The organism is Acrocarpospora pleiomorpha, assembly GCF_009687885.1.
Taxonomy (GTDB): Bacteria; Actinomycetota; Actinomycetes; order Streptosporangiales; family Streptosporangiaceae; genus Acrocarpospora; species Acrocarpospora pleiomorpha.
Genome location: NZ_BLAF01000126.1, coordinates 1 through 13,586, shown reverse-complemented (window position 1 = coordinate 13,586; position 13,586 = coordinate 1). Strand labels below are relative to the sequence as shown.

Genomic DNA, 13,586 nt, shown 5'->3' with positions numbered 1-13,586 from the left:
TGACGGCCGCAGTGGCCCGGCCTGCGCGGGTCTTTCGCGGCGCATGTCGGTGAGCGTGACGATTTCGGGCCACCATGCGCCACTCTCGTGCGGGCGTTCCCAGCGATCGAGCCAGGCGCAGAGCCGGTGGATCGCCTCGGCCTGCCCCTCGACCTCGATGCCGTCCCGCATGGCCAAGGACAGGAGCGCCAGCGGGCCGGTGATGCCATGCGCCATGCCGTGGTTGCTGTGTCCTCCGGGCGGATCGCCCACGGTGCGTCCGGTGGAGGAGAGCGTCCACCAGCCGGGTAGCCCGTGGAGCGGCTCCGTGAGCCTTACCAGGTAGGTGAGGACCTGACGCAGCAGGTCGAGGTCACCGCGCCGCCGTTGGCAGACGCCGAGGCCGGTGAGTCCGCTGATCAGATCGAACTCGCCGAGTGCCGGTCGGTCGCCGGCGTCGATCCGCCGGTGCGCGGCATCCAGGCGAGTGCGGACGACCGTTCTGGTCCCGGCGTCCACCGTGGCCAGGGCCTGGGCGTAGCCCGGTCGGTCCGCGCCGCCATGCAGGACGAACGCCAAGGCGGGGGCACCGTAGTACAGGCAGGCGTTGGTCCCGGTGCTGGCTCCTTCACGTGCCGCGGCTTCAAGCCAGGCATTCGCCTTCTCCCAGGGGCCGGCGCCGGTCCGGGCGCGTTCGAGGTGCAGCAACGCGATCCCGGCGGCTCCTCCGCTGATGGACTGGGCAGGCCAGCCCCAGGCGACGCCGTCCGTCAGGCGCCGGGCCTCGGTGGCGGAGTTCACGCGGTGACCTCGATTCGTTCGGTCCGTGCTGCCTGTTTCTGGGCGAGGGCACGCGCCAGGCGCAGGCAGGTGCGTTCGGAGTCGAGGTCAATCCCGATCAGGCGGGCGTGATGGAGATGCAGGAGATCCGTGAGAGCCACGTTGACGTCCTCCCAACCGAGTTGGGCCCGGTAGCCGGCGAGCGCCCTGCGCCGACGTTCGAGGAATCCGAGCAGCGCGGGAGGGCTGTGCCGGGCCTGCCGCAGCACGTCCCGGTCGAGGCGTGCTCCACGGCCGGATACCACGTGCTCGACCAGCCAGGCAAGCCCGTCGCTGCCGAGGAAGCCGGTAGCGATGTTCAGGTAGCCGGCCGCGACGAGGGCTTGAGCATGGTGGCCGGTGGCCAGCGCGGCGATCACCAGGGCGGAGTCCGCGGCGAACACGGCCTCGGCCGCCCGCAGCCTTTCGCCGGTGCCGAATCTGCCGGTTTCTGGGTGGTAGGTGTCCAGGGTGAAGTCGCGGAGCAGCCCTTCCCGTTGCATGTCGATGGCCCAGGCTCCGAACACGCGGGCGGCGGGCCCGTACTGGTCGGCGTCGTGGAGGCGGAACCTCACCCGTAGGTGGGGTTCGGGATTGTCGTAGCGGAGGAACCACCAGCCGTCCGGTGGGCCATACGTCCAGGCTGACAGCAGTTCGGGTAGGCGGGTGAGGAGATCGCGTTGCCGGTCGGGGTGCCCGTAGACCTTGGCGTAGAGCCATTCGGAGATGCCAGGCGGGTGGCGGAGCTCAGGGTGCGCAGTCTGACGTCGCAGGGGTCGCGACGGCGGCTGCGGGGCGGTTTGGCGAGCGAGCGGAATCACGATCTCGTGAGGGCGGCCGCCAATCCACCCGTACTCGGTGTCGCCTTCCGTCAGTGCGGCGTGACCGTGCCGGTCGAGGTCGCTGCGCAGCAGTGCCAGGTGGGCGGGCTCGGTAAGGTCCAGGCGGATCCTCACGTCGTCGTCGCCGAGTTGGACGAAATCGGGGATTCGATGCGCTTGCCTGCGTTCCTCGAACGCCTCCGCCCAGGTCTGCCAGGGCTCGATCTTGCCAGGCAAATCCTCGGCGACCACATTCCAGCGGGCCGGGCTGAGTACCGTACGGCCGTACCGGACACGGGGGAGGAAGGGGAACCGTTGAGCGAGGTGGCCCCAGAAGAACGGCGTACACGGCGCGGCCCTCGCCGTGCTGATCTCGCACAGGAATCGGGCCAGCGGGTGCGTGGCGTGCCGCAGATCCACCGCGTTCAGCATGAGCGGCTCGACCGGGCAGCCGCGCGAGAGTGACATCAGATAGAACCGGTGGGCGTCGGCCGTCACCGCCAGGTCGTCCACGTGCAGCGCCGACGCCTGCGGGCTGCGATGTTCCCCCAGCGACAGCAACGGCAGAACCGGTGGGGTCAGGGTGAGGTTGCGGGTCCGCGCTGGTAGCGGCGGACACGAGAGCTGAACTGCGAGCGCGCCGGGCGTCCCGGTCGGCAGCGCCGCATAGGCGCGTTCGAACTGTTCGCGCCGGCCAGGGTCCAGAAGGTGCAGGAATCGGCCGACCGAGGTCCCGGCCTGCCGTGAGGCGCTGACCACGGTCAGGGCCAGAGTCCCGGCGTCGAGGGCTGCCGAGGTGGGGGCGTGCAGGTTGAACCGCAGCTCCGTATGTGGTGGCGGCGCGCCTGCGTGACTGGCCAGTTCGGTCAGCATCCGGTCGTCGAGCACCAACTCGGCGCAACCGTCGAGGGCGGCCCGCTGGGCTAGTGCCGCGAGCGTGGCGTCTCGGGGCAGAAGAGGCTGGGTGACCTTGGCGAGGGAGCCGCGGTAGCCGGCCGGGTAGCCAAGGCCGGTGTCCGGGTTCACGAGCTGCCGAACCCCGACCAGTCCGCCGGGACCATACCTCTCCAGGAACGCGGAGTGATAGGCGTCCCAAGCAGGCCGAGGGGGAGCGAGGCGAACCAGCGCCGACGCGGCGGCTTCGGCCTCTCGCAATACGGCCGGGGGAAGGCTGATTGCACAATCCAGACGTAGGTCCACCGCTGAATGCTGGCCGGTCCACAGGTTCTGCGGGACGCCGTCGAGCCCGTCCAGTTGGGCGGCGAGATACGCGGCGGGGTCGGTGACGGTCGTCGGAGGGTGCAGGCTGGTGACCAACATCCGCTGACGTACCAGCTCCGCCAGCATGTCCTCAACGACCGACCGCAGGGTCTGCGGGGATTCCGCGCAGAGCTTCGTCGTGAGATCACCGAAACAGATCGGGCTCTGCGACTCCTGAAGAGCCACGCGCACCGCCGCCGTGTGGCGGATCACCACGTCAGAGACTGAGCCGTCATTGAGGTGCTGGCAGGGAACGATCCAGTCACCGCCCCGCGCGAACCCAAGATCATTTGCCATGACCGGCAGTTGGCGGAGCACCTCCGGCCGGGCCTCAAGATCGCGGATCAGGTCGGCTAGCCACCCGGCATCCGGGCGGGAAACCGGGACATGTCTGCCACCCCACTCCACCGATGTGTGCTCGGCCACGGTGATCGGGGCGATCCCGGCGAACTGGCCGAACGGTGTCGCCCGACTCGTCCACCGCAGCAGATACCGGACCAGAGCCTCGGTTGCCCGCCGAACCTGACGCGGCTTGAACGCGCTCGCGTCCTCGCACAGTTCGGTGATCCGGCGGGCCAGATCGGGGCTCGCCACTTGGACGACCGAGACCACGTTCTCCAGGGACCAGACCTGCTCGAGCCAGGTCACCCACCCCTGCACATCGTTCTGGGTCAGGTCCGGCCACGCAGGCAACGCCAACTTTTCGGGATAGGCCGCGACGCGGATGAGCGCGGCGTCAAGCGTGCGGAACGCCGGTCGGTCCACCTGTCTCTCCTTCGAGGTGGAGAACGCTCCCCGGCCCGTGCGCGGGCCGGGGGCGTTGGTGGTGCGGTCTAGCAGTTGGCGATGCCCGCGCTGCCTGGGGTTTCGCCGCAGTTGTCGCTGGTGCAGTCGGCGGAGGGGACCATTGACGCGACCGGCCCGGCGTTCACGAGACGGACGTTCAAGATGAACTCGCTGGGATCCATGGCACAGGTCCTTTCGATTGAGAAGGAACGGTGGGCTACCTGGCCGTCGGCCAGGAGATCACTACACGGGTGTGCCGCTTGTTCAGCACCAGGCCCTCCGGCAACTCGGCGTCCGGTGTACCAGCCGGGAAGACCGACAGGTGCGGACTCGGCCGCCCGGCCCGGTCCCACGCCCGGATCTGCTCGGTGAGCAGCTCGGCTGCCTCGTCCGCGTCGTGGCCGTGCGCGTATGCGCCGAACTCGTAGACGGAGGGGTTCTCTTCGACCAGGCGAGGCTTGGCACGGTAGGCGAGGGTTCCGCCGTCCACGAACGCGGGAGTGCCGTACCGCCAAGGCAAGTCCACGACGCCGCTGTCCAGGGCGTCCTGCTGCGCGGTCATCAGGCAGAAGCCCGGCAGTCGGCCGGCCAGCCACAAGTCTTGGTCGCTGTAGGGGGTCTTCGAGCCCGTCGCGACGCTCGACCAGGCCTCAGCCCTGGGTGTGGACAAGATACCGTCGAGAGCCGCCTTATCGACGGACTGGCCTTCGTCCAGCCACAGGCCGACCTGGTTACCGTCCAGGAGCGCGATCCCGGTCCCGTGGCTGGCGCCCGCACCCTGCATGGGCACGAACCCGCACATGAGATGGCCCCTGCTCGTCAAGGCGCCACCCTGGCGTTCCAGCGCCCACGACCGGGTCGTGCCCATCGTGCGGAGAGGTGCGACGAGCCGCCCGCCGTCGGCGAGCTGGGAGAGCCAGGCCGGGGGGATATCCCACGCCCCGACCGTGACCAGGATCTTGTCGAACTTCCTGCCGGGCTCGACCTCGAACTCGGCGTCTTGGCAGATCACCTCCACGTCGGTGTACCCCGCCTCAGCCAGGCACCGTTCCGCACGGCCGGTAACATCCGAATCGATGTCAATCGTGGTCACCGAGCCATCCGCGCCGACCAACTCCCGGATCAGGGCCGCGTTGAACCCGCCACTACCGATCTCCAGGACACGGTCGCCGGGCTGCACCTGGAGCTGCCCCAGCATCGCCGCCTGGAGCCACGGCGCCGACACAGAACTCAACGACATGCCCCGTTCGTCGCGCTTGGTGATGACCGCGTCATCCCCGTAGGCCTCCTCCAGAGAGGCATCACCGGTGAACCGGTGCCGGGGTACAGCTCGGAACGCCTTCTCCACCTCGGCCGACAATATGAGACCAAGCACCTCGTGCCTGGCCGCGATCCGCTCGACAAGCGCTCCCCGAAGCCCGTCGACCCGCGTGGTGCTCACGTTGCGTCCCCCTTTTGTCAGGCTGACGCTTCCTCAGGCCAGGTAGGCATGCAATATGACCCTGACGGGGGATGGTCACTCGAGGCCAGCAAATTCACAAAGATTCACAACACCTAAGCTCCTGGCATGTGAATCCCGGTGAACCTCCTGCCGTGGGTTCTCGCCAGCCGTGCATGATGACCACGTCATGCACTCTTCCTCATCCTCGTCAGCGCAGGCCGCACGCGTGCGGCTAGGCGGTCAACTCCGGGACCTACGCCAGGCCGCAGGGATGTCCGGCCGTGAGTTCGCGCGTGCGGCCGGCTGGGCGAGCCCGAGTCTGGTCACCATGCTGGAGAAGGGGCAGCGGTCGATCTCGGCTGACCATGTCCGGCTGTGGTGCGCGATCTGCGCAGCGCCAGGCCACCGGACCGCGGAGCTTCTCGCCGAGCAGGTGAACGTGGCGGGCATGTGGCTGACGCACACCCAGCTCAATCAAGCCGGTTTGAAGGCCAGGCAGGAACGGCTGCGTGACAAGTACTGGCACGTTCGTCTTCACCGCGTCTACCAGACGAAGGTCATTCCGGGATTGCTTCAGACGCCGGAGATGATGACGGAATACCTGACTCAGGCCCGGCGTGAACAACATCTGGAGCTCGACGACGTCGCTGAGGCCGTCGCCGCCCGGGCAGAGCGTCAGCGATGCCTGGACCGGCCGGACGCTCGGTGGATGTTCCTCCTGGAAGAGGATGTGCTGTGGTTCTGGCCCGGTCCGCTAGAAGCACACCGTGCGCAACTTCAGTTCCTGCTGGAGTCTGTGAGGCGACCGACCATCACCATTGGGATCATTCCACGTGGCATCCACCGAAACGGGGTGAACCCCGAAGAGTCCTTCACGATGTCAGACGAGACGGTCGTGTCGGTAGAACTGGTCAGCGGCTACTTGTCACTCACACAACCGCTTGAGATCCGCCAGTACGGGGAAGCTTGGGGGCGACTGTTGTCGCTCGCGGTACACGGCGACGGCGCGCGGAACTTGATCACAATGGCGATCAATGGCCTTGATCGTCTGATTGCACGCGTGTGAGGGTCGAACCCGACCCTCGGCCTTCCCGGAGAGGATCGACCGTTCATGCCAGAAGACGTCCCCCTCGATTTCGTTGGCGCGGACCCCGATTCCGACGACGAGAAATGCCCGGCCGTGTTCGTCGACCCGAACACCGGCGACTTCCTGTTCCAGGGCCGCGTGATCACCGACCCAGCGGTACTGGCCATGATCTCCCAGCACGGCACCATCGCCTCCGACGAAGCAGTCGTGTGGCTACCCGCGCGCATGCGCAAGATCATCCTGTTTGCCCTCACCGAGTACGACGAGGGCAAACAGGGAACCGGCCCGCTGACCATCGCCCAGATGCTCGCCCGCGCGACCCGCTCTGCGGTCCACCTGGAGATGCGCGAGGAATATGGGCCGTCACCCGGCTTCCAGGACTGGAGGGCGGGCGGTTCTGGTCGCACGGATCGGACTCGCTGGCAGCGCATCGTCCAGGAGACAGTCGCTCGCGGGGTAAAGATGCGCCGGGCCAGGATCGTGTCGGAACCGGTCAGCGAATACACCAAATGGCTGCACATGGTCACCGATGTGAACATCGAGGCCGGAGAGGACGTCCGCTGGCTTCCGAGACGGCAAGCGAGCGGGATCATGCTGCCGCACTCCGACCTGTGGATGTTCGACCAGCGTTTGGTCGCCTTCAACTTCAACGCCGGCGACGGCACCGAGATCGACGAACTGGAATACAGCTCCGACCCTCGCATCGCCGCCCAGATCGTCGCCGCCTTCGAGATGGTGTGGGAGCGAGCTATCCCCCATCTCGACTACAAAGTGTGACCACCCTGCCAGCACTATCAGCAAAACCGGTCTGGACAGGCGATTCGCCGCCGTGCCTGTCCAGATCGCGACTTTCCAATGGGAGTGGCTCTTGGATTAGCCCAGGGCCTTCTTCAGGAAGTCCAGCTGTAGGTGGAGGAGGTTTTCGGCGACGACCTCTTGGGGGGTCATGTGGGTCACCCCGGATAGCGGTAGCACGCTGTGCGGGCGTCCGGCCGCCAGGAGTGCTGAGGAGAGGCGCAGGGTGTGGGCCGCTACCACGTTGTCGTCTGCGAGGCCGTGGATGATCAGTAGGGGGCGCTGGAGTTTTTCCGCGTCGGACAGGAGGGAGGAGCGTTCGTAGTGGCCTTCGGTTGGGTCGCCTAGGTAGCGCTCGGTGTAGGCGGTGTCGTATAGGTGCCAGTCGGTGACTGGGGCGCCCGCGATGGCGGCGTGGAAGACGTCGGGGCGGCGGATGACGGCGAGGGCGGCCAGCCAGCCGCCGAAGGACCAGCCGCGGATGGCGACCCTGGTGAGGTCCAGGTCGGGGTGGGGCATTGACTGGAGGGCGTCTACCTGGTCGTCCAGGGTGAGGGTGAAGTCGTGGAGGATCTCGCGTTCCCAGGCGGGGGAGCGGCCGGGGGTGCCGCGGCCGTCGGTGATGATGACGGCGAAGCCCTGCTCGGCCCACCACTGGGACTCCAGGTAGGGGCGGCTGGCGGCGATGACGCGCTGGGCGTGCGGGCCGCCGTAGGGGTCCATCAGGACCGGGAGCTTGGCCGAGCCCTCCACGTGCCAGGAGGGTAGGAGGACCGCCGTGGACAGGCCGCGGGAGCCCGCCCTGACCAGGGAGATCCGCAGGTCGAGGCCGGGGCGTTCGGCTACCGAGCGGATGGGCAGGACCGTGCCGTCGGCGCGGATCGTGCGGACCGAGGTGCCTTCCGAGGTGAGTGTCTGGCCGGCCACGACGGTGACGCCGCCCGCTCGGCGGCCGGAGTAGGCGCCCGCCTCGGCGACGACGGGGGTGAGGGTTCCGTGGGCGTATGTCCAGAGCATGATCTCGGTGGGTTCGCCGCTGGCCTGGAACAGGACGGTGTCGCCGTCGATGTCGAGGACTTCGCGGACCTGGAGCGAGGGCGGGGTCACCGGGCTGTCGCCGATGACCAGGCGGCGGCCGCCGCCTGCGTCGGCCACCCAGACCAGGGTGCCGTCGGACAGGTGTCCGGGCACGCCGGAGATGGCGTCCACCCAGGCCGGGTCGGTGTCCTCGCGGACCAGCGTGCTCGCGCCGGTGGCCGGATCGATCTTGAGTAGCCGCATGCTGCGCTGGTCCCGGGAGAGGGTCACCAGGGCCATGCCGTGCGCGTCCCAGAGGGCTGTGAGGAGGTATTCCTGCTCGAAGGGCACTTCTATCCTGGAGCCACCAAGGTTGTACACGTACAGCCGCACGTCCGCGTTCGGGGTGCCCGCCGCCGGGTAGGCGACGACGTTCGGTTCGCGGTCGGGGTTGGCGGGGTCGGCGATGTGCCAGCGCTGGACGGGAGCCTCGTCCACCCGGGCCACCAGGAGCGCGTCGTTGGTGGGCGACCACCAGTAGCCGCGCAGGCGCATGAGTTCCTCGGCCGCGACGAACTCGGCCAGGCCGTAGGTGACGCCTTCCTCTTCGGCGACCTCGACGTCCTCGCCGGAGTCCACGTGCTGGACCCGGAGCGCGCCGCCGGTCACGTACGCAACCCGCTGCCCGTCCGGGGACAACCGGGGGTCGATGACAGAACCAGGGGTGGCCAGGGCCCGTACCGCGCCTGACTCCCACAGGTACAGGTTGCCGGACAGGGCGAACACGATCCGGCGGGCGGTGGCGTCGGTCGCGTAGGCGACCACGCCGCCCGCCGACTCGCGGGCGCGCTCGCGGCGGGCGCGCTCCTCCGCGGGCAGGTTCTCCTCGGCGGCGCCGAGCGTCAGCGGGTCCACCAGCAGGCGCTCCGCGCCGGAGGCCAGGTCGAGCTCCCACAGGCAGGTGACCGCGTCCACACCGGAGTTGCTGCGCAGGAAGAGCACGCGGTCGGGTGCGATCGTGAAGCCGCGCGGCACCCCGAGGGTGAACCGCCGGGTACGGGCATGCAGTCTCGGGAAGCTCTCACTCATAGCTCCTCATAGTGCCAGTTAGGCTCGGGGCATGATTGATCGGCGATTGCTGCTGGTGCACGCGCATCCCGACGACGAGACCATCGGCACCGGCGCGACGATGGCCAGATACGCGGCCGAAGGCGCTCAGGTCACGCTCGTGACCTGCACGCTGGGCGAGGAGGGCGAGATCATCCCGCCCGAGCTGGCGCACCTGGCCGCCGACCGTGAGGACGCGCTGGGGGGCCACCGGATCGGCGAGCTGGACGCGGCCCGCGCGGCCCTGGGCGTCACCGACCACCGGTTCCTCGGCGGGGCGGGGCGCTGGCGCGACTCCGGGATGATGGGCGTGGCGAGCAACCGCGACCCGCGCTGCTTCTGGCGGGCCGATCTGGACGAGGCCGCCGCCGCGCTGGTGGAGGTCATCAAGGAGGTACGGCCTCAGGTCATCGTCACCTACGACAGGATCGGCTTGTACGGTCACCCCGACCACATCAAGGCCAATCGCGTCGCCTGGCGGGCCTTCCAGATGGTTCAGGACACGCCCCTGGAAGTCGCGAAGTTCTACCACACGGCCATGGTGAAATCCGTGCTGAAGCGGGCCGCCGAGGCCATGCACGAGGCCGATGTGCCGTTCTCCGCTCCGGAGGCCGACCTGCCTTTCGGGGCTGACGATGGGGAGATCACCACCGAGATCGACGCCCGGCCGTACCTGGAGGCCAAGCTTGCGGCATTGCGGGCGCATGCCACTCAGGTCTCGGTGCGCGCGCCCTGGTACGCGCTGTCCAACACCGTCGGGCAGCGGGCGTTCGGGGTTGAGCACTACGTCCTGTGGAGTGGCGTGCGCGGGCCCGCCGGGGTGGGCGCGCCGATCGAGGCAGGCGGCCTCGGCGAGCCCTATGACCGTGAAGTCTGTCTGTTCGCGGGGATCGGCTATCAATGAGAAAGTCGTGATCCGGACGGCCGCGACGGTGCGACACCTGGTCGGCGGCGATGCGGCTGTCTATGGGATGGGTTTCTCGTTGATAATCTCGGGCCCATGATGGGTACGACCGCGCCCGAGGTCAGCGAGGGGTCCGGGATCGAGGCGGGCGTCGGGGCGGCGATCGCCGGGGCCGCGTATGGGACGCTGGCCGTGCTCGGGGTCGTGCTCGGGGTGCTGGGCGGGTTCTCGCACGCGTGGGAGGCGTTGGGGGTGCCCGCCGCCGCGATCGGGTGGACAGTGGTCTTGTTCGCGGTGCCGTACGGGATGGGGCGGTTGATGCGGACTCGGCTGGCGGCGCTGATTCCGGTGGTGGGCTGGATGGCCACCGTGTTCGTGTTCGCCGGGAAGCGTCCGGAAGGCGATCTGACCATCGCGGCGAACGTCGCGGGATATGTCTACCTTTATGGTGGCTCGGTGGCCGTGCTGGTCGCGATCCTTTTGGTCCCTTCGACGGGGGGCTCCTGGTTGCTACGGCAAAATGTCCGAATAAAGTGACCTTTGTGCAAGTAGACAGGGATCTTTACCGGAAGGTCGTCGGTCGTTATGCCAGCGGCATCGCGATCGTCACCACCGTGGACGAAGGCGTGGATCACGCGATGACGGTCAACTCCTTCACGTCCGTCTCCCTGGATCCCCTGCTGGCGCTCTTCTGTGCCGAGAAGATCGCCAGATTTCATGATTCGGTGCTGAAAGCGGGTGTCTGGGGCGTCTCGGTGCTCCCCGAAGACGCCGAAGAAACCTCCCGCTTCTTCGCCCACCGCGGTCGCCCCCTGGAAAGCCAACTCGCCGACCACCCTCACCACCGCGGCTTCCTCGGCGTCCCCCTTCTCGACGCCGCCATCGCCACCCTCGAATGCCGCACCACCGGTGCCCACGACGGCGGCGACCACACGATCATCCTCGGCTCGGTCGAACACGTCGGCACCCCACGCGACGGCGAACCCCTCCTCTACCACGAGGGCCGCTACCGCCGCTTATGAGCCCTGCCTACCCGGGATCTCGCCTCTCTCTGTGAGACCCTGCTTGCTATGTGGTACCGGATCCGCCGCATCATCAACTGGATAAACCTGTCCACCCCGGCCGGGCTCCTCATCGCCAGGATCGGCGGCGCCCACACCCGAAAAGGCGAATTCGGCCTGGTGTACGCCCACGGCTACCGGATCCCATTCCCCATCGCCAACGCGTTCACCGTCGGAAACGTGGTCCTCACCAAATACCCGGACGGCTTCCTCCAGGGCAGACTCCTAGCTCACGAATCCCGCCACGCCTCCCAGTACGCGGCCTGCATCGGCCTCCCGATGCTGATCCTCTACCCGCTCTCTCTGGCCGTCTCGTTCGCCGTCTGCGGCGACATCGCCTCGTGGAACGTCTTCGAGCGCATGGCCAACCTGGAAGACGGCGGCTACCGCCGCCACCCCCCACGCTGGAGAAGGACATCTCCGCCTTAGAACATCTAAGGGTTGCTCGCCGTTATTCGGCGCCGTTAACGCTGGTGGTGGTCCTCGCCGCACCGGCGCCAGGAGCGGCAGCGGCATTCCGTCAGGTCTTCTCAAGGACTGGCCGGGAAGCGCTGGTCAGGCGCAGGTGTAGCCGGAGGGCGGGGCGGTGTTGCCGTTCGGGCGGCTGGCTTGGAAGCCGAGGCTGGTGGTGCTGGTTCCGGGGGCCAGGGTGCCGTTGTGGCCGATGTTTCTGATGGTCACGGTCTGGCCGCTGATGGTGACGGTGTCGTTCCATGAGCTGGTCAGGGCGTTGGTTGTCAGGCGCAGGTGTAGCCGGACGGCAGCGCGGTGTTGCCGTTCGGGCGGCTGGCCTGGAAGCCGACGCTGGTCGTGCTGGTTCCGGGGGTTAGGGTGCCGTTGTGGGCGATGTTTCTGATGGTCACGGTCTGGCCGCTGATGGTGACGGTGCCGTTCCAGGAGCCGGTCAGGGTGTGGCCAGCCGGCAGGGTGAAGGTGGCCGTCCAGCCGGTGATCGTGGAGGTGCTGGTGTTGGTGATGGTCAGCGGCTGGATGACGTAGCCGCTGCTCCATTGGGTCTGTACGGTCGCGACGGCCGAGCAGGTTCCGGTGGAGGTGGCGGGCTGGGTGGTGATCTGGGCGGTGTTGGAGACCGGTGAGAGGTTACCTGCGGCGTCGCGTGCCCTGATCTGGTAGCGGTAGGTGGTGCTGGCGGTCAGGCCCGTGTTGCTGAACGAGGTGGTGGTCGAGGTGCCGACCTGGGTGAATGTGCCGCCGGTGGTGCCGGGGGCGCGGAGGATGTCGTAGCCGGTGACGCCGGTGGCGTCGGTTGAGGCCGTCCAGGACAGGGTGGTGCTCGTGGATGTGGTTGCCGAGGCGGTCAGGCCGGTGGGGGCCGTGGGCGGTGTGACGTCGCCGCCGGATGGTGACGGCGAGGGTGACGGTGTGCCGTTGTTCAGGCTGCCGGGTACCGACTGGAGGGCGTTGAACCAGACTGTGGCCATCTTGTTGTAGCCGCCGGCGTTGGGATGGACTCCATCGGCCAGGTCCGAGGACGTCAGTGCGCTGTTCATTTCGACCAGGTGTACGCGGCGACCGGCGTTGGCCCTGTTCTGCACGAGGGTTCGCAGCGCCGTGTTGAAGGTTTGCACACTCGAGGCGGCGGAGGGCAGCGGGATGATCGTCGCCACGAACAGCTCGGTGTTGGGGGCCGTGCTGGTGATGCGGTCGATCAGGGTCGCGAGCCGTGTGGGCGCGTTGGCGGGGTTTTGGAACATGTCGTTCGTGCCGATGTGCAGCAGCACCGTCCGGGGGGTGGTCGACTGCAGCCAGTTCACGATGTTGGCGTCGATCTGGTCGATCCGCCAGCCCGAGTGGCCTTCGTGATCGTGGTCGCTCAGGTTGCTCGGTCCGTTGAACAGAGACCCGACGAAGTCAACGGTGTGGCCGCCGGCCACCAGCCGCTGCCACAGACCGATCCGGTAGCCCCCCGGGACGGTCAATCCGTCGGTGATCGAATCGCCGAGCGGCATTATCCGCACCCCGCCATTGGATTCGGCGCCGGCCACGCCGGTGCCAAGAACCACCGCCGCGATCAGTGTCACCCCGGCCGCCACGCAACCGAGCAGGCGTGTCATCGTCCCCATGGAAGACTTGTTCCTCTCTCGCCGCGACAAAAACTGCGGGCGATCGGCGAAGGCACGCCCGTTTGTGTCATCGGAACAAGGGCGAGTCGACTGCGGGTTCAGTGTGTGAAGCGCTCCGAAACGTGTCCAACGCGATGCTGAAAATCTTTCGACACTGATCGGTGTCGGCGCGTTGACCTGCATCTATTCACGTCGGCAGCGTGAAACATTCGGAAGGTTACAGCGTTCGTCCCGAATGCCACGGTGCTGGCGGGGGTCGTGAGAAAACGAAGGGCGGGGACCCTACCGGCTTTCGTTTGTCCCGGATACTACGGCGGTGGCGGGGGTCGGGCGGAGCTCGTGAGAAAACGAAGAGCGGGGACCCTACCGGCTTTCGTTTGTTCCGGGTACCACGGTGGTGGCGGGGGCGGGCGGAGCCCGAGGGG

General features: G+C 67.8%; 13 protein-coding genes. 6 read left to right on the top strand and 7 right to left on the bottom strand.

Annotated features, from left to right (window positions below; all coding sequences use genetic code 11):
* From Aple_RS51030 to fxlM, 4 genes are all read right to left on the bottom strand, one after another.
* Positions 1-780, bottom strand: a 780-nt coding sequence (locus tag Aple_RS51030) for a lanthionine synthetase C family protein (RefSeq protein WP_218038946.1), incomplete at its 3' end; no start/stop codon positions are given.
* Complete coding sequence (locus Aple_RS51025) at positions 777-3,644, bottom strand: lantibiotic dehydratase (RefSeq protein WP_155352047.1); 2,868 nt, start codon at positions 3,642-3,644, stop codon at positions 777-779. The genes Aple_RS51025 and Aple_RS51030, both read right to left, overlap by 4 nt.
* A 68-nt stretch (positions 3,645-3,712) precedes the next feature.
* Positions 3,713-3,847: an FxLD family lanthipeptide gene (gene fxlA, locus Aple_RS51020; protein WP_155352046.1), complete on the bottom strand. Its 135-nt coding sequence runs from the start codon at positions 3,845-3,847 to the stop codon at positions 3,713-3,715.
* Positions 3,848-3,882: 35 nt separating this feature from the next.
* The gene (gene fxlM, locus Aple_RS51015; protein ID WP_155352045.1) at positions 3,883-5,106 is read right to left on the bottom strand and encodes a methyltransferase, FxLD system; all 1,224 of its coding nucleotides are present in this window, start codon (positions 5,104-5,106) and stop codon (positions 3,883-3,885) included.
* A gap of 187 nt (positions 5,107-5,293) precedes the next feature.
* Between fxlM and Aple_RS51010 the strand changes: the two genes are divergently transcribed.
* Positions 5,294-6,172, top strand: a complete 879-nt coding sequence (locus Aple_RS51010) for a Scr1 family TA system antitoxin-like transcriptional regulator (RefSeq protein ID WP_155352044.1) — start codon at positions 5,294-5,296, stop codon at positions 6,170-6,172.
* A gap of 45 nt (positions 6,173-6,217) precedes the next feature.
* Positions 6,218-6,970 carry a DUF6879 family protein gene (locus tag Aple_RS55375; protein ID WP_246265639.1) on the top strand — a complete coding sequence of 251 codons (753 nt, stop codon included), beginning with the start codon at positions 6,218-6,220 and terminating at the stop codon, positions 6,968-6,970.
* Positions 6,971-7,066: 96 nt separating this feature from the next.
* Here Aple_RS55375 and Aple_RS51000 read toward each other — a convergent pair whose 3' ends face one another.
* Positions 7,067-9,094, bottom strand: a complete 2,028-nt coding sequence (locus Aple_RS51000) for a S9 family peptidase (RefSeq protein ID WP_155352043.1) — start codon at positions 9,092-9,094, stop codon at positions 7,067-7,069.
* Positions 9,095-9,125: 31 nt separating this feature from the next.
* Between Aple_RS51000 and mshB the strand changes: the two genes are divergently transcribed.
* The 4 genes from mshB (at position 9,126) to Aple_RS50980 (ending at position 11,506) form a co-directional block, all read left to right on the top strand.
* Positions 9,126-10,016 carry an N-acetyl-1-D-myo-inositol-2-amino-2-deoxy-alpha-D-glucopyranoside deacetylase gene (mshB, locus tag Aple_RS50995; protein ID WP_155352042.1) on the top strand — a complete coding sequence of 297 codons (891 nt, stop codon included), beginning with the start codon at positions 9,126-9,128 and terminating at the stop codon, positions 10,014-10,016.
* 96 nt (positions 10,017-10,112) lie between these two features.
* Positions 10,113-10,553 carry a DUF6113 family protein gene (locus Aple_RS50990; protein ID WP_155352041.1) on the top strand — a complete coding sequence of 147 codons (441 nt, stop codon included), beginning with the start codon at positions 10,113-10,115 and terminating at the stop codon, positions 10,551-10,553.
* A gap of 5 nt (positions 10,554-10,558) precedes the next feature.
* Complete coding sequence (locus tag Aple_RS50985) at positions 10,559-11,038, top strand: flavin reductase family protein (RefSeq protein WP_246265638.1); 480 nt, start codon at positions 10,559-10,561, stop codon at positions 11,036-11,038.
* Positions 11,039-11,086: 48 nt separating this feature from the next.
* Positions 11,087-11,506 (top strand): hypothetical protein, encoded by a 420-nt coding sequence (locus tag Aple_RS50980; RefSeq protein ID WP_155352039.1) that lies wholly within the window; start codon positions 11,087-11,089, stop codon positions 11,504-11,506.
* 126 nt (positions 11,507-11,632) lie between these two features.
* Here Aple_RS50980 and Aple_RS50975 read toward each other — a convergent pair whose 3' ends face one another.
* Together Aple_RS50975 and Aple_RS55955 are read right to left on the bottom strand one after the other, a co-directional pair.
* Complete coding sequence (locus Aple_RS50975) at positions 11,633-11,803, bottom strand: cellulose binding domain-containing protein (protein WP_281361775.1); 171 nt, start codon at positions 11,801-11,803, stop codon at positions 11,633-11,635.
* 11 nt (positions 11,804-11,814) lie between these two features.
* Entirely contained in the window at positions 11,815-13,152 is a 1,338-nt protein-coding gene (locus Aple_RS55955; protein WP_155352038.1) for a cellulose binding domain-containing protein, read from the bottom strand.
* Between the last annotated feature and the right edge of the window lie 434 nt (positions 13,153-13,586).